This window comes from Bacillus sp. XT-2, from assembly GCF_025696525.1.
In the GTDB taxonomy this organism is placed as follows: Bacteria; Bacillota; Bacilli; order Bacillales; family Bacillaceae; genus Bacillus; species Bacillus halotolerans.
On sequence record NZ_JAHVOC010000010.1, the window covers coordinates 39266 to 57651 of the forward strand.

Here is an 18386-nt window from a genome sequence, read left to right on the forward strand (position 1 = left end):
AAGTCCAGCTGGTGCCGGACGAATAACGTACAAATGAAGATCTATTTTCTATTATTCGATAAGAGAAGGAGGTCTCCTGCAAATTGGTTTGTTAAGTGAATAGCTTACGTGGACTCCCAAATGATTATAATGATAGAAACAATCAAACAGATCATTGCAGGGATCGTCATGAGTACTGATTGGCGCGCTCGAACAATGTGCGCATGAACCGCTCCCGCCATGAGAACGACAAACAGGACGCCTGCCCCAAATGCTGCATACCGATTCCAAATTCCCGCTGTCATAGCAAATGCCCCCGCTATTTCAAGAATACCAGTAACAGTCAGAAACCATAACGGATATTGATAATGCCGCCAATGCTCCACTTGAAAGGGCACGCGGAACACCTTTATGATGCCTCCCACGAGCATAAAAGCTGCCAAACCGACTTTCATGATCATAGATATCATCTTGCGTCACTCCCTTTTGGAAGCATCCCGTATATTAAGAGATTGACAACCTGCGCTGCGAGACTTGCCGGATCTTTGATTCCGGTTAACAAATATGAATCGGTCAAATGTTCAATCATGCCGATCAAGCATTCCACCACGGTTTCCATTTCCAATTCGGAACGAAAATAGCCAAGGCGCTGTTCTGCTTCTAAGTTGTCTTTCAAAACCATCGCGACATCTTGTTTCAATTGTTTCGCTTCTGGGTTGAGAAAAAAACCGATCCTTGTTAAATCCTTGTCCTCCGCCAGAAACTGAAAAACAGCTTCCACAGCAGAGAGCACTCCGTTTGTTACATCGTTCGCATGTAATCCGGTTTCCAGGAGAAGTGATTCTGTCAGCTTTCTTAAGCGAGAGTGGAAATCGTTGATTAACTCCTCAAAGATGGCTTCTTTACTTTGAAAGTACAGATAAAAGGAAGGCTGCGTCAGTCCAGCTCTTTTCACAATGGCACTTACCTTCGTTTCATGAAATCCCCGAATCGAAAATTCATGTGCAGCAGCTTTGAGCAATCGTTTCCGGCTCTCCTCCCCTTTACGTCCTTTTCTGCTTTTCACATCGGATCAGCCTCCACAAAAAGATATTTTTCAGTAACATTACTTATGAGTATTATTTCATGCATTTGGATTTTATGTCAATGAATTTCATATCCATCTGCTTCCTTCATAAAAACATAACGAACATGACTTGAAGCCATGTTCGTTTAGCTGCACATTTTATTCCTCATATAATTGATAAACTCTTTTTAATTTCTGCTCCAGCTGTTCAAAATGCACGAAACGCGCTTCTCTCAGAAATTCAGTACCCTCAATAAATAAAAGAAGAACGGGGACGGTGAAGACCGAAAATCTGCCGGCAACCTCTTCTACATCGTCAGCATTGATATGCCCCAATGTGATGTTTGGAAACTGATCCAATAATATTCTAAGCTGCGGCAGAACAGCATGACATACTGTACAGCCGGGTCTTGATATATAGATAAAACTGAATTGATGCTGCTTAATAAAATGCTCTATAGCATCTAATGAATGTAATTCTGTCATCTCTTTCATCCATTTACTCCTTCAAATTGGTCTGTTTTTCATGACCAAGCATCGATACGTATCATTCACTATACACATTTATATTTATGATATCCGCTTTTTTGCTTTGCAGGGTACCTGCAAGTTTGCATGAGAATGGCAAAACAAAAGAACAGTTACCGCTTGCCAGTAACTGTTCTTACATACTTTCGTATTAAAAATGCAAAGCGTAAGCCCCTGAACCGATGAGTGCAACCCCGATGGAGACTGCAATCAGCACCACGTTATATTCAAAACCGCCGGCGCCATTCGCAAATCCTTTCGCTCCATGGACTTTTACGATAGCACCTAACATAATGATCGTTATGATAGCAGCTCCAAGCGGGAGGAATACACCTAAAATAAATAAAATTCCGCTTACTAATTCCCCAAGACCTGATATAGCGGCCGCGACGTTACCTGGTTTAACCCCAATTGACTCGAACCATTGTCCGGTTCCTTTAATCCCGTAACCGCCAAACCAGCCAAATACTTTTTGTGATCCATAAAACAGAAACACCACACCAATCATAATACGAATAAGCAATAGTCCTGCATCTTCCATTTTTATCTCTCCTTATTTTTGATGTAACATGATGTGCTGAAAGGGAGCACGTCTTGTTATTTACCTCCAGTAACTTCCAGCGGTCATCTGTTGAATATATGTCTCTTTATTTCTCTTCATGCGTTATTACAATCCGTCTAACTCTCTCACTTCAAACGGCAGCAGCCCTTGTTCAATTTGTGTTCGATGCGGTTCATACTGCACAGGCAGCATCAACCTTCCACCCATTGTTTCTGGTGATTCATCATGAGCAAAGCCCGGCGGATCAGTTGCAATTTCAAACAGGATTTCCCCATGTTCTCTGAAGTAAACCGCATTAAAATAATTTCTATCCTGAACAGGAGTCACACCGTATCCGTGAGAAGCAATATATCTTTGCCAATCTAATTGATCTTCGTCATCGCTAGCACGCCAAGCGATGTGATGCACCGTGCCGACTCCCATTTGTCCGCGGCCAATAGGCGTTAATTTAAGGTCAATCACATTTCCGATATCACCGGCAGAACGAAAACGAACGAAGTCTCCTTCCTTGCCGACTTGTTCCAGTCCCATGATATTTTCTAATAGCTCAGCGGTTTTATCAGGCTGTGCTGATAACAGGGTTGCACCGCCAAAGCCTTTAATGGCAACATCAGGTGTTATATCTCCAAACGTCCACGTATTGGCTTCTCCTTCTTCTCTTTCCACGATTTCTAAGTGTAGACCGTGCGGATCATCAAATTCTACATATTGTTCTCCAAAACGCTCGATTTTGGTGTATGGAACGTTGAACTTTTCAAGTCTCTTTTCCCAAAAAGCCATAGCTCCCTTCGGCACGACATAAGAAGTCACGCCAACTTGACCGTCCCCAATGATGCCTTGGCGGGCTCCTGCCCACGGAAAGAAGGTGATGATTGTTCCCGGCTTCCCGCCTTCATTTCCAAAATAAAGATGATACGTACCTGGATCATCAAAATTGACAGTTTGTTTGACCAATCGAAGTCCCAGGACTCCTGCGTAAAAATCTGCGTTTTCTTGAGGGTGACCGACAATTGCTGTAATATGATGTATTCCCATCATTTTTTTAGCCATTTTTACCCGCTCCTTCACATGTTCATTTAGATATACTCAACAAACTCATTCACAGGTTTCCGGTAACCGCGCGGCCTTCTGCTCTCTATTTTTTCTTTCCCAATTGTAATCATCATGACAACCTCAAATTGATCATCTATATTCAAAATCCGTTTCACGGCTTCAGCATCAAAGCCGATCATAGGGCAGGTGTCCCAGCCCTTTTCCTTAGCACTCAGCATAAACATCATCGCAGAAAGTGAAGCATTCCTTATCGCCTCATCCCTCTTAAATTGTTCTCCCTTGCTTTCATAAAATGAAACGGTGTCTTGAACCATGTGGTCATACTCTTGCTTATTTAGCACCCCCAACACCTTTAATCCTTCATAGATGTCAGCCGCTTGCTGATATGCCTGCTTATCTCCTAATACCAAAAGAACCGCAGATGAGCTAAACACTTTATATTGTCCGTTTGCGGCCTGTTTCAGCTTTTCTTTTACATCCGGGTCTAGAACCGTCACATATTTTGTATGCTGTAAATTAAAAGCCGATGGAGCCAATGCAACCCATTCAAACATCTCATTAAGTTCTTCTTTCGTGATTGGATGATCTGACAGGAAGTTGCTTGCAGATCTTCTTTCTTTGACTAGCTGTGAAAATTCAGCCATTTACGCCACTCCTCTTTTATCTCGAATTCGAGATATTATTTTTTAAAAAAATCACATTAGAAGGATTGAGATTCTATATACAAGCAGGTTTACGCTTGGTCATGGCTATTTATCTCGAATTAAAATATCTTGAATATGAGATAATAATAAAATATGGATGTTCTAATGTCAACAGTTTTTAAAAAATAATGGAATTTTCCACTGAAGCAGATGTTAATAGTTGTGCCATCACCGCTTGTTTCATAAGAACCTATATGTTTGGTGTGTGATCTTTTAGCCCGGCTCCAACTTTTTTTCTTTCACCTTACTTACTTGCCAATTCTTTAATCATCAAACCCAATTCATAAATCCCCTTTTGAAGTCTTCAAACGATGCATAAGCATATGATAAGCGAACATAATTCCCTTTTTCCTGAGCATAGATACTGCCGAGATTGAGAAGAATCCCTTTTGATAAAGCTTTTATATAAAGGGATTTCATTGATATGGAGACTGTCAACCATTGGGCATTATCCAGAGAAGAATTAAAAGGCTTTATTCATGAAAAAGGCATGTCATCTCATGTACTAGTGCCGGATGATGGCGAATCATATTCATTTTAAATGGCGAAAAGAGTTCATGTGAATAAGCATGATATTCTCCGTCAGCTTGGTGCTCAAGAAAAGGCCCTTCCTTGGAAGGGTCTTTTTTAACCTGATTTTTTAAAAAAGATGGAGTATTTGGTTGATATCTTAAATCCTAGTTTTTTTGCTAAATGAATAGATGATTTGTTGCTGACATCACAATCCCAGCTAGGGCTGACGCCGTTTTCGAGACAATCATTTATAAACTTACTCCCAGCAATATAAGCGAACCCCATCCCTCTATATTCTTCGTGAGTATAGATATCCATTTCTGCACGATCGCCACCTAGAAATATAGAAGTGCACTCACTGACAACATAATTGTCATACAAAACAGCAAATCCAAATCCGTTTTTTAAAAAATTCGAGACTGAACCCCAATATTCCTCATAATAAGCTTTTTGAAATTCAGTGCTGCTTGAAATGATATCCTCATTTATTCTTTTTAATGTAACCCCCTTTGGAAGCTGAAAAGCCTTTTTGGCAGAAATTTGTTGAAAAAACGCATATCGCATCATTTGATTCAACTCATCATGCAGTACAGTTTTTATTACGCTGTCCCATGAGCGATTGGGAGAAAACAGAGTAAATCTTTTTTGGGATTTGGCTCTCTTTTTGTATAATTCAACGATAAATTCATTAACATTTTGATTCCTTTCATCCCCTGCAACATAATAAATTCCTGAGCTGGTTCCTATCAGAAACGATTGATCATCTGCATAAACAACTCCCGGAATTGTTTGTTCTAATATTGAATAAACAAATGTCGGGCAACATGTTTCTTTATGATGTATCAATGTTTTGACTTTACTATATTGTTCTTTTTTTATCTCCTGCAAACTGTACCCTCCTATCACTTTCCCTCTTTTATTCTATCCGTAAAAGAATTCCCCTCTTTTAACGACACTTCTGTAAAGAGCTCTCACCATGATTCAGTATGATACTTCAGCCTGATAAGGTTTGTTCTTAACGTTTCTAAAGGTATTTGTTGCATGTTTGTTAAAGCACTGCGACTTTCTCGGAAACGATTGATTTCTGTTATATGTATTCTTAGGCTTCTGTATCAAATTATTTATCCCCAATTTCATTTAGTATTTGATGCAAAACGAAAACTGTATTATATTGTAAATATCTCTGTTATAATCAATTACTTTACTTTTCTGCACGTAACAATACATTCTTTTAAAAAGGACGGGAGGAAATTTGCATGTCAAACCATTCACCAATTTTTCCCCAATTAAGTGACAATGGCATTCACTATTTTCAAACTTATGATGAAAGCCTTGGTCTTTGGCCAGTTCCCTACAAAGCATATTATGTATCCACTCGTTTCGGTCAAACGCATGTGATTGCAAGCGGACCAGAGAATGCGCCGCCACTCGTATTGCTTCACGGGGCACTATTTAGCTCCACGATGTGGTATCCCAACATTGCGGATTGGAGTAGCAAATACCGAACTTATGCAATCGATATCATAGGTGATAAGAATAAAAGTATTCCTGCAGATTTATGTGGTACAAGAACGGGTTACGCCGATTGGCTTCTTGATGTGTTTGATTATCTAGGGGTCGAAAAGCCTCACATGATCGGACTCTCACTTGGCGGACTTCATACTATGAATTTTATTTTACGTGCACCAGAGAGAGTAAAAAGTGCAACTCTTCTTAGCCCAGCGGAAACATTTTTACCATTTCATCACGATTTTTATAAATATGCGCTTAGTCTCACAGAACCAAATGGAGTTGAGAGTTTCTTAAAGTGGATGATGATAGATCGCAATGTGTTACATCCACTTTTTGTGAAGCAGTTTCATGCAGGAGTTATGTGGCAGGATGGAGCAAGACAGCAAACCCCTAAAGCCGACGGATTTCCGTATGTTTTCACCGACGAAGAATTAAAATCAGTAAAAGTCCCGATTCTATTATTACTAGGTGAACATGAAGTCATTTATGATCCGCATTCAGCCTTACAGCGCGCATCTTTATTAGTGCCTGGAATTGAAGCAGAAATCATCAAAAATGCGGGCCATGTTTTATCATTGGAACAGTCTGAAACAATAAATGAACGAGTTCTGAGCTTTTTAGAATAGCCAGTAAGATGAGGAGACACCCACCACTCTACATATTCATCTTATAATTTCTAAGAACCTATCTATCAACATTGAATGCATTTTTATTTACTTGCCAGTTCCTTAATGATCAAACTTAATTCATAAATTCCCTTTTGGAGATCTTCAAGGGATGCATAAGCGTATGACAAGCGAATATAATTGCCTTTTTCCTGTGCATAAATACTGCCAAGATTGAGAAGAATCCCTTTTGTTAAGGCTTTTTTATAAAGTAATTTCATAGATATCGAGGGCAATATCTTTAACCAGATAAAGAATCCCCCTTTTGGAATAGTCCAAACAGCTGCATTCTTCATATTGGTTTCTAAAGCGCTCGTAACAAATTGCCTTCTTATCTTTAATTGATGTCTCACCCGTTCTAAATGCCGCTGATATTGGCCAGATGTAAACCATTCCGCCGCTACTCTTTGAGACAACGAACTCGATCCGTAATCTGTCTGCATTTTAATGTCAGATAAACGTTCAATCACTGGCTCTGGCCCGACTATCCATCCAATCCTTAAGCCCGGGCTTAGCGTTTTCGATAAACTTCCTACATATAGCACATGGCCGTTTTTATCTATTGTTTTAATAGGATATGGCGGAATGTCATCTATCCACAGCTCACGATATATGTCATCTTCAATAATGGGAAGCTGCGTTTTTTCGCTTGCGGCAAGGATTTCTTTCCGCCGCTCTTCTGACATTAAGATACCAGTCGGATTTTGAAAACAAGGGTTTGTATATAATATGGCTCTTCCCCGTTCCCCCTTTGTCATATGAATATGGTTTGGCAAAAGCCCCTCTTTATCCATAGGAAGTCCGGTCAGATTCATTCCGGCTGATTGAAATACATGTAATGAATAAAGATAAGATGGCTGATCAAGAAAAACCGTTGAACCTCTTTGCAAAAGTCCCATTGATATAAGCTGTAAGGCTTGCAGTGCTCCTGAAACTATAAGAATGGATGAAGGTGAAGCCTGAATCCCTATTGTTTTTAAATAATCACTCAATGCCTCTCTTAAAGGCAAGTATCCTTTTGGTTCCTCATATCCGAACGCCTCTATGTTTTGAGATACCTTGCCCATAATCTCTTTCATAGCAGACAAAGGAAAAATCTCATTTGAAAGTTCTCCTTTGCTTAGCTGTATAAGATCAGAATTTGATTCTGATTTATTGATCTCTTGAACAATTCTTCGGCTTGGCTGCTGGATTCCCGAAGTTACATATTTCTCCCAATTGGGTGCAGAATTCTTAGCCAACAGTGTCCAAGTATTGTTGATGACAACTGTCCCTTTGCCCATTCTGCCTTCAATCAACCCATCTGCCATCAATTCCTCTAATGCTGTGATAACCGTGCTTCGATTTACATGAAAGTCTTTTGCAAGCGTTCGCTGGCTTGGAATCTTACTTCCAATCGGCCACTCTCCATTTCCTATTTTCTCTTTTATATAATCAATGATTTGTAAGTACTTAGAAAGCTTTCTAACCGTTTTTTCTTCTGTAACGCTCATCAAAAGCAGTCTCCTTCAACTAAAGTGGTTGGGTCAAAAATTGTGTAACTGGTTGAAGCCATTTTATCAAATCTCTATTAGTATAAAACACACTAAATAACTGGTTGGTTTTTGTAAAGAAGGAGTGAAGATCATGAAAAAGAAAACTGTGCAACTCATCATATCTTACAGTCTTATGATCGGTTTGTGGGCATCAGCTTTTCCGGGAATTCGTGTAGGTCTGGAATATTACACACCCGAACACCTTGCTTTATTTCGTTTGTTAATCGGATCTATGGCATTGTTGCTTTTTGCTGTGCTGACTAAAATTCGCTTACCTGACATGAAAGATATCCCTGTCATCTTATTATTAGGGTTTTTAGGTTTTGCACTCTATCACATTTTGCTTAATATCGGTGAAAAAACAGTTAGTGCCGGGATTGCAAGCTTACTCGTAACCACAGCACCAATCTTTTCTGCGGTGTTGTCTCGCCTGTTTTTTGGTGAACATTTTGGTTTTTCTAAATGGATTGGCTCTATCATTAGTTTATTGGGTGTGTCATTTATTTCATTAGGAACAGGAGACCATGCGCTTTCAATGAAAGGAATTCTGTTCATTCTGCTGGCAGCTTTTGCAGAGAGTATTTATTTTGTTTTTCAAGCCCGTTATATAAAAAAGTATGGTTTTATTCCATTTGTAACGTTCACGATTTGGGGTGCAGCCTTACCAATGCTTGTTTTTCTTCCAGGCCTATGTGGGGAGTTTTTAAACGCCTCAATGAACTCCACATTGTCTATCGTTTACTTAGGTTTATTCCCGACGGTCATCCCATACTTTGCGCTTGCATATGTAACTTCAATCGTCGGTGCTTCTGAAGCAACGATTTCACTTTATGTAACACCTGCTTTGACGATGGTGATTTCCTGGATGTGGATAGGGGAAATGCCTTCACTTATTTCACTGCTAGGCGGAATGGTGACTGTCAGCGGGGTATGTTTCACCTACATAAAAGGAAGCAAAATAAAGATGTTAAAGGAGATGAAAAAGTTCTAATTTCCTTTTCTGTCTTGATGTACGGTATCGGTCGGTACCCTGCTTCATGTCATGACATGAATGAATAAAAAAACATACCAATCGTATTTGGTATGTTTTTTTCTAAGATGAGCTCTTAACATTGTAAGTCCAAAAAAAGCATATCTTAATTATACTCTCATCGTTTGATCAATTGGTGATCAAAAACCTTTACTATTACATTATTTATTGCTTAATCAATACTGATAACTCACCTTCGAATACTTTTTCTTCTTTATGATTATAAGTAAATATCAATACAGTAAGTATTCCCGTTCCACTTTTCTTTGGTTTCTTATCTACCACCTCAACAACTGAATGCAATTCATCGTCTGGATACACGGGTTTTATGAATTTAATATGATTCATCTCTGTTCCAGCGATAATATCGTCGCCATAGAACCCCTCTTCAATCCAAAGCTTAAAAGAAATGGCTAACGTTTGTATGCCAGAAGCGATGATTCCATTAAATCTGCCTTTATTCGCTTTTTCCTCGTCTACATGCATATATTGAGGGTCAAATTCTTCCGCAAACCTCATTACATTTTCTTTTGTTACCCTAAAAGACTTTGTATGAAATACTTGTCCAATCGCAAATTCATCCAACTTCATAAATACACCTCTTATCAAAATATTCCTTCATCAACTATCACACAAAAAATACTTTATCATATTTCATGTAGATCATCCTTTACATTCTTACCTATAAAACTTGTCAGATCAAATGTTCAGTTTGGGGAAAGAAACATTTGAAATAGCGAACGTGACAGCTCAAAGATGATTTTGCCCACGAAATAAAAAAAACTGCGTTTATAATAGGATAACTTGTTTTTTACAAACAAATCATTCAGAAACACATTTCGTTTTCTTCTCTTTTTATCCATATAAAATTGAAGCAGCTTTTATAGGTTGTCTTTAGCAACGTGATTGTTGTCTGCAGTTAATCTGCTGACATCATACTCCCAATTGCAGATAAGATAAAAGAAGCTATCGAATTGGTGTCCATAGTGAGTGAATATGAAAAAAGATACCAGCTGGTATGTTTTTATATTGAAACATTCAATTAGCTCAAAATGAGATCACTTTGGTTCGTTCTTTATATCAATCTTAAAAAATGAAACTGGTATAAAGTTTTATTTTACAGATGAGATACGATACACTCCGAATCCCCTGTGAGTTTGAATTCCCCAAACCCGTAAGGCAGCAACATATGATCTCCTTTTTTAAAGTCATATGTACGCTCGCCGGAGATTATCCGGCCTTCTCCTTCGAGGACGCTGACAAGAAGGAATGATTTTTGCTGTTTTAAACTTGCCGATCCTGTTAACTCCCACTTTTCCACTGAAAAATAAGGGCACTCAATCAATACGGCTATGTGCAAATCATCTGTTTGTTTATATTGAACCGTTTGCTGCTCTGGCGCAAATGGTACGTCTATCACTTCTATGCTCTTTTCCAAATGGAGCTCGCGCAAATTGCCTTCTGTATCTTTCCTGCCATAATCATATAATCTGTAGGTTGTATCGGAATTCTGCTGCGTCTCTAAAATGAGAATGCCTGTCCCAATCGCATGAACGGTGCCGCTTGGCACATAGAAGAAATCCCCCGGTTTTACCTTTACGCGGCGCAGGAGCTTGTCCCATTTTCCACCTTCTATCATCGAGATCAGTTCTTCCTTTGTTTTTGCGTTGTGGCCATAAACGATTTCTGCATCTTCTTGGCAGTCTATGATATACCAGCATTCTGTTTTTCCGAGCTCTCCTTTTTCACGCGTTTTTGCATACTCATCTTTCGGATGCACCTGAACGGATAAGTCTTGATTGGCATCCAAAATTTTCGTGAGAAGAGGGAAGCGGTCCCCCTTCAGATGTCCGAATAAATGCCGATGATGATCCCATAATTCACTGAGCGTAAGCCCCTTGTATAACCCGTTTTGAACAATACTTTGTCCATTTTGATGTGCTGCAAAAGCCCAGCATTCCGCCGTTCGTTCTGATGGGATGTCATAGCCGAAAGCAGCCAAAGCGGTGCCGCCCCAAATCTTTTCTTTGAAAACAGGCTTGAAAAATAACGGTTCAGTCATCATGAAAAATTCCCCCGCTTTATATGATTTCATCCAGGAGTTTGTATGCTTCGTCTTTTGTCTGGACAGAGAGCAGCCTTTCCCTATAGCTGTCATCCATCAGTTTTCGAGATAGCATTTGCAGCAGTTTCAGATGCTGGTTCCCTCCGCTATCTTTCGGTACAGCGATCATAAAGATTAACTTTGCTTCTGATCCATCAAGACTGTTCCAGTCAATGCCTGATCGTTTGATTCCAAACACTACACTCGGCTTCTTGACGGCATCAGACTTCCCGTGCGGGATCGCGATATTCATTCCAATCGCCGTTGTCCCCTCTTGTTCGCGATTCATGATCGCTTGTTTAAAACCGCTCTCTGAATGCAGCATACCTGTGCGGGACAATTTTTGAATCATTTCATCAATAATGTCATCTCTGGTTTCGCCTGATAATGTTGGTTCAATAAGATCTATACTCATAATGTCTGTCAGCTTGTTAATATCCGCCTTCTCCATCTGTCTGCTTTCCGCTTCATTGTGCTGTTGCGGAACGTCATTCGATGCTGCAGCTTCATTCAGCCCGGCGGGTGAAGAAACCGGAATATCTTTTTTTAGTACATTAACTAAAAGAGCGGTGGTAAGAGATCCGGCAATCACTGCAATAAAAAACATCAATACATGATCAACGGCGCCTAGTACTGCCACTATAGGCCCGCCGTGCGCTACTCTGTCTCCGACATTGCCGATCATAGCGATCACAGAACCAATCATAGAACCTGCCATAATCCCCGGAATGACGCGAAGCGGATCTTGTGCCGCGAATGGAATGGCTCCTTCAGTGATGCCGAAGAGACCCATGGTAAATGATGCTTTTCCCATTTCTCTTTCCGACTCCTGAAATTTTCTTTTTCCAAAAAACGTTGCAATCCCAAGGCCGATAGGCGGTATACAAATGGCAACGGCAATCGGTCCCATAATTTCATAGTTTCCTTCTCCGATCATGGCCGATCCAAACAGGAATGCCACCTTGTTTACGGGGCCTCCCATATCAAATGAAATCATTGCGCCTAAAATCAATGCCAGCAGGATGGAGCTCGAACCTTTCATGCCCGCCAGCCATACCGTTAAAGATTCGAAAATTTGCGCTACAGGTGCACCGATCAAAAACACAAACGCCAAACCTACAATTAGTGAAGCGAACACTGGAATAATAATAATCGGCATAATCGGCTGAATCGCTTTTGGAACCTTTAATTTTTTGATCCAAAGGGCAGCATACCCCGCCAAAAATCCGGCGATGATGCCGCCGAGAAAACCGGCGCCGCTTGCACTGCCGTAAAAGCTTCCCGTCGCTGCAATATATCCGCCGATCATTCCTGGTACAAGCCCGGGCTTATCAGCGATGCTGTACGCGATATATCCGGCCAAAATCGGGATCATGAATGAGAATGAGGCACTTCCGATCTGTTCAATCGTTTTCCAAAAAGATTCATCCGGAATGACTAAGCCTTTCGGTGTTTTCTCACCTCCAAGCGTCAATGCAACCGCTATCAATAACCCGCCGACGACGATAAATGGAACCATAAAAGAAACACCGTTCATTAAATGACGATAAATCGGATTTTGTTTTTTCTCCTGTTGATTGCCGGCTTCCGAATTTGAAGCTGAACGGTAGACCGGCACATCGCCGCTAAGTGCTTTTTGAATTAATTCTTCCGGTTTGCGGATACCATCCTGAACCCCGACAGACAACAGTTTTTTTCCTGCAAACCGGTCTTTGTTTACCGAGCGGTCTGCCGCGATAATGATCGCGTCTGCTTCACGAATCTCCTCTCCGGTCAGCTCATTTTCCACTCCGATTCCGCCTTGGGTCTCGACTTTCATTTGGACGCCTAATCTGTCGGCAGCTTTTTGCAGATTTTCAGCCGCCATATATGTATGGGCAATTCCATTCGGACATGATGTAATCGCTAACAGTTTCATACGAGTCCTCCTTTAAAGTATGAATCATAAGGCCTGTAACAACTGTATATCAAAATCATGCTTGTAAAAGCGCTGTTTTTTACCGTTAATTCCGGAAAAACCAGCATTTATCCATATGCAAAAAAAGCAGGGCATCAAAGCCCCGCTTTTAATAATTCAAATAAGATAAAAATCTCATAACATTTGTTTCTTTCCTCAGCTTATGAATGAATGCCGGCTGCTCACTCAGATATGACAGTTCATGGAACAATTGCTTTGTCATGTTTTGATCCTCGTGTTTGACAGCCAGCATAAAGACGAGCGACACTTTTTCAGCCCCCCAATCAAGCGGCTCTTTTAATGTGGCAATCGCAATGGCTGATTGTTTAATAAATTTAGAGTTTGCATGAGGAATTGCAATGCCAGCCCCAATGTTTGTCGCCGACATTTTTTCTCTCATCACAGCATGAATGGCATACTCCTTTTCCACATAGCCTTTCTCGTATAAAACCATTGCCATTTGTTCAATCAGCTTATAGCGATGAACTGACTCTTGCTGCAAAAAAACTAAGAAAGGAGTCGTATTGTTCAGCATCTTAAACGTTTTTTGTGTTTGGCGTCGCGATTCGTCAACCTGATCCATAAATGCACTTAGTTTCTTCTCATCAGAAGGCTCCAACAGCGGTGATACAACAATATGAGGAATCGGCACATGTTCCAGCGCTATCGTGGAAATGACAAGATCTATGTCCCCATGTTTTGTTGTGTAATCTGCTAAATCAGCTTTTGCAATACAGGCCTTTACAGCGATTTGATGAAATTTCCGTTCAATTTTTGTCCGCAGCAATTGTGACATTCCAATGCCCATGTGGCAGACGATGATTGCCTTTTTACGCTTCTCGCTGCTGTGGTGCAAACGTTCGACCGCAGCTTGAAAATGCAATGTCAGATAAGCGGCCTCTTCCTCAGGAATAGAAAGAGCAAACGTTTGATTGATGTCTTCCAGAACGTCAATGATCATATGAAACAGATAAGGGTACATTTTTTTTATGTCATTTAGCATTGGATTTGATACAGAAAGATCATAATTCAGCCGGTTTAGCACTGTATTGAGATGGATGTTCAATCCGTTGATCAAATCCTGATCACTATGAAAATCAAGCATTTTTAGCTCTGATACACGATCGATTAAATGCCGCACAACCATGGGAAGCAAGGGATTTTCCAGAACCTTTTTTTCTTCTCCCCGAGATCGAAAACGAACTTTTCCGCCGAGTATATGGAGCGTTAAATACACGGCTTCTTCTCTAGGGAAGCGGATGGCAAAAACCGCTTCCAGCCGTTTTAAACATGCAATTGCCCATTTATATTCTATCTTCTTTTCTACTGCTGCCATTTCTGTTGGCGAAATCGAGATGGGCTGCTTCTTTTTGATTCGGCGTATCATCAGCAATGTATGCAATAATAAATTCTCGAACGTTTCATCTGTGAAATAGATAGAACGGTGCTTTTGCAATGTTTTGAATTCATTCGACACAAATTTCACTTCATGACTTAAGAACTTGCTTTTGATAAATTGACTTGTAAACTCTGGATTATCAATCAAATCAGAGATTCTGGCTAAGGCTTTTCTTTTATTTCTTTCATTTCCCTCGATCTTTAAACCGAGCCGCTGCTTTGACACCAATTTGAGATCAAATCGCTTCAGCCACTCTTCAATTTCATGTAAATCCCTTTTGATGGAAGACTTATTCAAAAAATGCTGAGCGGCAATTTCTTTTGCTGACACATGTTTTGGGTTCATTAATAATTGATAAGCGATTTGCAGAATTCTTTCTTCATCGGACTGGTGCTTTGAGCCAAAATGTTCAGTACCTAATTGTTGAGTTAACCGGGCCCTTTCATGTTCTTCTATATTTAAATAGACACCTAATCCTGGTTTGCGAATGAGCTGAGCAGGAGAATGTTCATGCAGATAACCTTCGATCGTTTTCAGATCATTCCTGATCGTTTTTTCAGAACACTTTACCCTGTCGGCGAAATCTTGCACGACTAAATAGTCATCAGGTTCAGATAACAACAGATACAAAATGTCTTTTTGTCTAGTATTCATGTATCTCATCTGTTTTTCTATCCTTCCTGTGTTTCACTCAAATGATGTACTAATAGTATAAGTATACTACATAAGAAACCGCTTACATTATAAAGTAAAATAAAAGTGCTAAAAGTTTCGTTTTTTACCGAAACTTCCGGAAAAATTGGATTTATGCGCAGAAAATCTACTGTTCATTCATCAAAAAGAAGATACTCACCATGAATGAGCACCTAGTGATTGCAAGAAAGTCTTATAAAAAAAGAGCAGCTCCTCAGCTGCTCACCACAACACTTACTTACCTGTACTGACTGCTTCACCATGTCCTGGCCCGAAAGCATTTAATACGACTACTCCCACAACAATGAGGAGAATTCCTATGCCGCTTGCAAAATTAATTTTCTCTTTCCAGACGAGAATGGAAATCAGTGTGGTTCCCACTGCCCCCAGTCCAGCCCATATGGCATAAGCTGCATTTAATGGAATCGTTTTTAGAGCTAGTGAAATACAGAAAAAGGATATAAAAAAACTCACAAAAACCCCAATAACAGGCCCAATCTTAGTAAAACTCTCTGAAGCTTTCAGCATAGACGTTCCTGTAAGTTCGCCTAACACCGCAATGATCAGATATACATAACTCATGATTCGTCACCCTTTGTTTATCATTTATTTAATATAGATACCTTTCTCCCCTGCAATGTTCTCAAACGCCCCCGTATAATGACTACTCAAAGTGATGCCTATTCTCCTCTACCCATGGGGCAAATGTTCTGGCAGGCTCTCCTAAAACCCGTTCAACTGTCGGCAAAACTGTATACACTTGTTCAGGCGGGTTTTTTCCCATTTCAATGATGAAATAATCAATAAACTGCTCGTCATATCCTTTGCTCTTCCATTCTGTTTCACTTCATCTACTGTCATTTCAATCAGCTCAATAGGTTTTTGAATCACCTCTGAAATTTGTTTAAACATATTTCTCGGGTTTAATGCTTCTGGCCCAGTTAAATCATATGTTTGTTTATGATGGCCTTCCTCCGTGAGAGATTTTACTGCAACAGCCGCAATATCAGCTTCATGGATTCTGGCGCTTAGACTATCAGGGAATGCAGTACGGATAAATCCTTCTTTTTGAATAGATTCTGCCCAATCATTTAGTACATTTTTCATAAATTCTACGGGCCTTAATATTGTCCACTCCATCCCGCTATTTTTAATTACTTCTTCAATAGGGTTTCCTTCATAATCCACCAATGCCACAATTTTTTTAACGCCAGCTTTTTCAGCCATTTGCACAATTCTTTGATTGGCCAAGAATTTAGTGTCTGATTGATCACTTTGTGTCATTAAAAATAAACCGTCAACTTTATAAAGATGTGACTGTAAAGTTTCAGGATGATCAAGATCTCCAGAGACAAGCTGAACTTCAGCAGGCAGATTTGTTTTGTTTATGGCCCTTGTTAACGCCTTCACTTTAACTCCTTTTCCATTTAAAAGCTCAACAATGTGCCCGCCTACTGTTCCCGTAGCTCCTGTAACTAAGATTGTCATGTTTATTCCCTCCAACATTTTCATTTTTAACAAACAAGGCTATACAATGATCGGAATCATCAATGAAATCTATTTTGACTGCAGCCACTCCGAAATCGTACTCATCTCTGCCCTTCTTGGTTATAATAAAGGGTGGTGTAACACCATAGTCAAGGAGAGATTTTTAATGGATTTACATTTACATACTCATTTAACGACTGGGCAATTTGCCAAATTAATGGGGATAAGCAAAGACACACTGTTTCACTATGATCGAATTGGAATTTTTTCTCCGGAAGTGAAAGCTCCTAATGGTTACAGGTATTATTCAATCAATCAAATCGATGTTTTTCATGTGATTTCAACCCTAAAAGAATTAGAAATGCCACTAAAGGAAATAAAGGAGTATCTGAACAAAAGATCCCCCGATGAACTTATTTATCTTCTCGAAAGTAAAGAATCAATACTTGACACTAAGATTATACAGCTTCAAAAAATGAAAAAAATAATCTCGGAGAAATCGAGAATTACGAAGAAGGCAGCTGAAATAGATCGTTCAGCTATTCTATTTGAAGAAAGGCAAGAAGAAGCATTAGTATTAACTGAAGCAGAGCCTTTTACAGGAGATAAAAGCATTTACAATTCCATGATCAATCACAATAAGTATGTAAACACTCACAATTTAGATGCCCATCATTCACCAGGCTGGATGATGGATACGAAGAAAATCATAAGCGGTAAACCCTTTAGTTATGATTATCTTTATACGAGAGTGAACAAAACATTAAATCATTATCATTATGTACAAAACAAAGGCACATATTTAACCGCGTATCACGGAGACGGTTATTCACGTATTAAAGAAACTTACGATAGATTGTTAACTTTTTCTCGCGGCAAAGATATAAAATTACAAGGCTTTTTCTACGAAGAAGTGATGTTAGATGAGCTATCAGTTAAAGGCTATGAAAAGTATTTAATTAAGGTTTTTGTGCAAATTGTAAAGTAAGGGGATTAACTGCAGAACTCATTGTTCCTCGTAAAACTACATGATGTGGATGAAAGCGTAACAACGTTATTGATCTGAAAATCTTCTGTCCTTTTCAGAAAAAGAGAAAAAAGGAGAATGGCTATGAGTATTGAGATAAAGGCGGTAACTGAAGAGAATCGTGAATCTATTCTGTCTCTTCATGTTCACAAGAGCCAAATATCATATATAGAATCAACCAAGCAATGTCTAGAGGATGCAACAGAATGTCAGTATTATAAACCTGCTGGACTTTATTACAAAGGGGAGTTAGTCGGTTTTGCTATGTATGGATGGTTTCCTGAGATTGATGAAGAAAATAAAAACGGCAGAGTGTGGCTTGACCGATTTTTCATTGACGAGCGTTTTCAAGGTCAAGGATTAGGGAGCATTATGCTTGAAGCTCTTATTCATCACCTTGCTGAGCTATATACATGTAACAGAATTTATTTAAGCATTTTTGAGAGCAACATTCATGCTTTGCGCCTGTATCAAAAATTCGGCTTTACATTTAACGGTGAGCTCGATTTTAACGGCGAGAAGGTCATGGTAAAAGAGCTATAAGTACTTAAGCTGTTGAAAAGCTACATTG

18 protein-coding genes and 2 pseudogenes are annotated in these 18386 nt (G+C 39.6%); 5 read left to right on the forward strand and 15 right to left on the reverse strand.

All coding sequences use genetic code 11. The features are described 5' to 3' along the window. Window positions 1–104: 104 nt before the first annotated feature. From KXD37_RS21010 to KXD37_RS21040, 7 genes and pseudogenes are all read right to left on the reverse strand, one after another. Complete coding sequence (locus KXD37_RS21010; RefSeq protein WP_106020877.1) at window positions 105–449, reverse strand: DoxX family protein; 345 nt, start codon at window positions 447–449, stop codon at window positions 105–107. Then, window positions 446–1045, reverse strand: a complete 600-nt coding sequence (locus tag KXD37_RS21015; protein ID WP_106020879.1) for a TetR/AcrR family transcriptional regulator — start codon at window positions 1043–1045, stop codon at window positions 446–448. Before KXD37_RS21015 ends, KXD37_RS21010 begins: the two co-directional genes overlap by 4 nt. A 159-nt stretch (window positions 1046–1204) precedes the next feature. Continuing rightward, window positions 1205–1540 carry a thioredoxin family protein gene (locus KXD37_RS21020; RefSeq protein WP_106020880.1) on the reverse strand — a complete coding sequence of 112 codons (336 nt, stop codon included), beginning with the start codon at window positions 1538–1540 and terminating at the stop codon, window positions 1205–1207. A gap of 184 nt (window positions 1541–1724) precedes the next feature. Continuing rightward, a complete protein-coding gene (locus KXD37_RS21025) occupies window positions 1725–2114 on the reverse strand; it encodes a DoxX family protein (RefSeq protein WP_106020882.1) in 390 nt (129 codons plus the stop codon). A 126-nt stretch (window positions 2115–2240) separates the two neighbouring features. Next, window positions 2241–3185 (reverse strand): ring-cleaving dioxygenase, encoded by a 945-nt coding sequence (locus KXD37_RS21030; RefSeq protein WP_106020884.1) that lies wholly within the window; start codon window positions 3183–3185, stop codon window positions 2241–2243. Window positions 3186–3211: 26 nt separating this feature from the next. Further along, a complete protein-coding gene (locus KXD37_RS21035; protein ID WP_106020886.1) occupies window positions 3212–3832 on the reverse strand; it encodes a nitroreductase family protein in 621 nt (206 codons plus the stop codon). A 304-nt stretch (window positions 3833–4136) separates the two neighbouring features. After that, window positions 4137–4321: pseudogene (locus tag KXD37_RS21040) on the reverse strand (PLP-dependent aminotransferase family protein); the annotation flags it as partial. On the opposite strand from KXD37_RS21040, the pseudogene KXD37_RS21045 reads away from it, so the two are divergent. Then, window positions 4317–4433, forward strand: a pseudogene (locus tag KXD37_RS21045) (MBL fold metallo-hydrolase); the annotation flags it as partial. The pseudogenes KXD37_RS21040 and KXD37_RS21045 overlap by 5 nt on opposite strands. Window positions 4434–4519: 86 nt before the next feature. On the opposite strand, the gene KXD37_RS21050 reads toward KXD37_RS21045, so the two are convergent. Next, the gene (locus tag KXD37_RS21050; RefSeq protein ID WP_188323568.1) at window positions 4520–5293 is read right to left on the reverse strand and encodes a GNAT family N-acetyltransferase; all 774 of its coding nucleotides are present in this window, start codon (window positions 5291–5293) and stop codon (window positions 4520–4522) included. Between the two features lie 368 nt (window positions 5294–5661). On the opposite strand from KXD37_RS21050, the gene KXD37_RS21055 reads away from it, so the two are divergent. Next, window positions 5662–6543 (forward strand): alpha/beta fold hydrolase, encoded by an 882-nt coding sequence (locus KXD37_RS21055; protein WP_106020890.1) that lies wholly within the window; start codon window positions 5662–5664, stop codon window positions 6541–6543. A gap of 83 nt (window positions 6544–6626) precedes the next feature. Here the strand turns inward: KXD37_RS21055 and KXD37_RS21060 are convergent, their stop codons facing one another. After that, on the reverse strand, window positions 6627–8075 hold the full coding sequence (locus KXD37_RS21060) for a PLP-dependent aminotransferase family protein (protein WP_254518064.1): 1449 nt from the start codon (window positions 8073–8075) through the stop codon (window positions 6627–6629). Between the two features lie 133 nt (window positions 8076–8208). On the opposite strand from KXD37_RS21060, the gene KXD37_RS21065 reads away from it, so the two are divergent. Beyond that, window positions 8209–9108 (forward strand): DMT family transporter, encoded by a 900-nt coding sequence (locus KXD37_RS21065; RefSeq protein WP_254518063.1) that lies wholly within the window; start codon window positions 8209–8211, stop codon window positions 9106–9108. Between the two features lie 204 nt (window positions 9109–9312). On the opposite strand, the gene KXD37_RS21070 is transcribed toward KXD37_RS21065, so the two are convergent. The 6 genes from KXD37_RS21070 to KXD37_RS21095 all read right to left on the reverse strand — a co-directional run bounded on the left by KXD37_RS21070 (window position 9313) and on the right by KXD37_RS21095 (window position 16812). After that, a complete protein-coding gene (locus tag KXD37_RS21070) occupies window positions 9313–9738 on the reverse strand; it encodes a MaoC family dehydratase (protein ID WP_044161648.1) in 426 nt (141 codons plus the stop codon). A 526-nt stretch (window positions 9739–10264) separates the two neighbouring features. Next, entirely contained in the window at window positions 10265–11212 is a 948-nt protein-coding gene (manA, locus tag KXD37_RS21075) for a mannose-6-phosphate isomerase, class I (RefSeq protein ID WP_106020896.1), read from the reverse strand. Between the two features lie 16 nt (window positions 11213–11228). Continuing rightward, window positions 11229–13169 (reverse strand): PTS fructose transporter subunit IIABC, encoded by a 1941-nt coding sequence (locus KXD37_RS21080; RefSeq protein WP_127695893.1) that lies wholly within the window; start codon window positions 13167–13169, stop codon window positions 11229–11231. Window positions 13170–13317: 148 nt separating this feature from the next. Next, the gene (locus KXD37_RS21085; protein ID WP_254518062.1) at window positions 13318–15270 is read right to left on the reverse strand and encodes a BglG family transcription antiterminator; all 1953 of its coding nucleotides are present in this window, start codon (window positions 15268–15270) and stop codon (window positions 13318–13320) included. 264 nt (window positions 15271–15534) lie between these two features. Further along, entirely contained in the window at window positions 15535–15882 is a 348-nt protein-coding gene (locus tag KXD37_RS21090) for a DMT family transporter (RefSeq protein ID WP_106020902.1), read from the reverse strand. 141 nt (window positions 15883–16023) lie between these two features. Next, a complete protein-coding gene (locus KXD37_RS21095; RefSeq protein WP_317988170.1) occupies window positions 16024–16812 on the reverse strand; it encodes an SDR family oxidoreductase in 789 nt (262 codons plus the stop codon). A gap of 142 nt (window positions 16813–16954) precedes the next feature. Here KXD37_RS21095 and KXD37_RS21100 point away from each other — a divergent pair, with 142 nt between their 5' ends. Together KXD37_RS21100 and KXD37_RS21105 are read left to right on the forward strand one after the other, a co-directional pair. Further along, window positions 16955–17776 (forward strand): MerR family transcriptional regulator, encoded by an 822-nt coding sequence (locus KXD37_RS21100; RefSeq protein ID WP_106020905.1) that lies wholly within the window; start codon window positions 16955–16957, stop codon window positions 17774–17776. A 123-nt stretch (window positions 17777–17899) separates the two neighbouring features. Further along, window positions 17900–18358: a GNAT family N-acetyltransferase gene (locus KXD37_RS21105; RefSeq protein WP_106020907.1), complete on the forward strand. Its 459-nt coding sequence runs from the start codon at window positions 17900–17902 to the stop codon at window positions 18356–18358. Window positions 18359–18386: the final 28 nt, after the last annotated feature.

Bases quoted from the DNA above. Each gene is read 5' to 3' on its own strand.
- KXD37_RS21100 (WP_106020905.1), top strand. From the start codon at position 16,955: ATGGATTTACATTTACATACTCATTTAACGACTGGGCAATTTGCCAAA.
- KXD37_RS21095 (WP_317988170.1), bottom strand. From the start codon at position 16,812: ATGAAAATGTTGGAGGGAATAAACATGACAATCTTAGTTACAGGAGCT.
- KXD37_RS21105 (WP_106020907.1), top strand. From the start codon at position 17,900: ATGAGTATTGAGATAAAGGCGGTAACTGAAGAGAATCGTGAATCTATT.
- KXD37_RS21060 (WP_254518064.1), bottom strand. From the start codon at position 8,075: ATGAGCGTTACAGAAGAAAAAACGGTTAGAAAGCTTTCTAAGTACTTA.
- KXD37_RS21080 (WP_127695893.1), bottom strand. From the start codon at position 13,169: ATGAAACTGTTAGCGATTACATCATGTCCGAATGGAATTGCCCATACA.
- KXD37_RS21030 (WP_106020884.1), bottom strand. From the start codon at position 3,185: ATGGCTAAAAAAATGATGGGAATACATCATATTACAGCAATTGTCGGT.
- KXD37_RS21010 (WP_106020877.1), bottom strand. From the start codon at position 449: ATGATATCTATGATCATGAAAGTCGGTTTGGCAGCTTTTATGCTCGTG.
- KXD37_RS21065 (WP_254518063.1), top strand. From the start codon at position 8,209: ATGAAAAAGAAAACTGTGCAACTCATCATATCTTACAGTCTTATGATC.
- KXD37_RS21090 (WP_106020902.1), bottom strand. From the start codon at position 15,882: ATGAGTTATGTATATCTGATCATTGCGGTGTTAGGCGAACTTACAGGA.
- KXD37_RS21035 (WP_106020886.1), bottom strand. From the start codon at position 3,832: ATGGCTGAATTTTCACAGCTAGTCAAAGAAAGAAGATCTGCAAGCAAC.
- KXD37_RS21025 (WP_106020882.1), bottom strand. From the start codon at position 2,114: ATGGAAGATGCAGGACTATTGCTTATTCGTATTATGATTGGTGTGGTG.
- KXD37_RS21085 (WP_254518062.1), bottom strand. From the start codon at position 15,270: ATGAGATACATGAATACTAGACAAAAAGACATTTTGTATCTGTTGTTA.
- manA (WP_106020896.1), bottom strand. From the start codon at position 11,212: ATGATGACTGAACCGTTATTTTTCAAGCCTGTTTTCAAAGAAAAGATT.
- KXD37_RS21020 (WP_106020880.1), bottom strand. From the start codon at position 1,540: ATGAAAGAGATGACAGAATTACATTCATTAGATGCTATAGAGCATTTT.
- KXD37_RS21070 (WP_044161648.1), bottom strand. From the start codon at position 9,738: ATGAAGTTGGATGAATTTGCGATTGGACAAGTATTTCATACAAAGTCT.
- KXD37_RS21055 (WP_106020890.1), top strand. From the start codon at position 5,662: ATGTCAAACCATTCACCAATTTTTCCCCAATTAAGTGACAATGGCATT.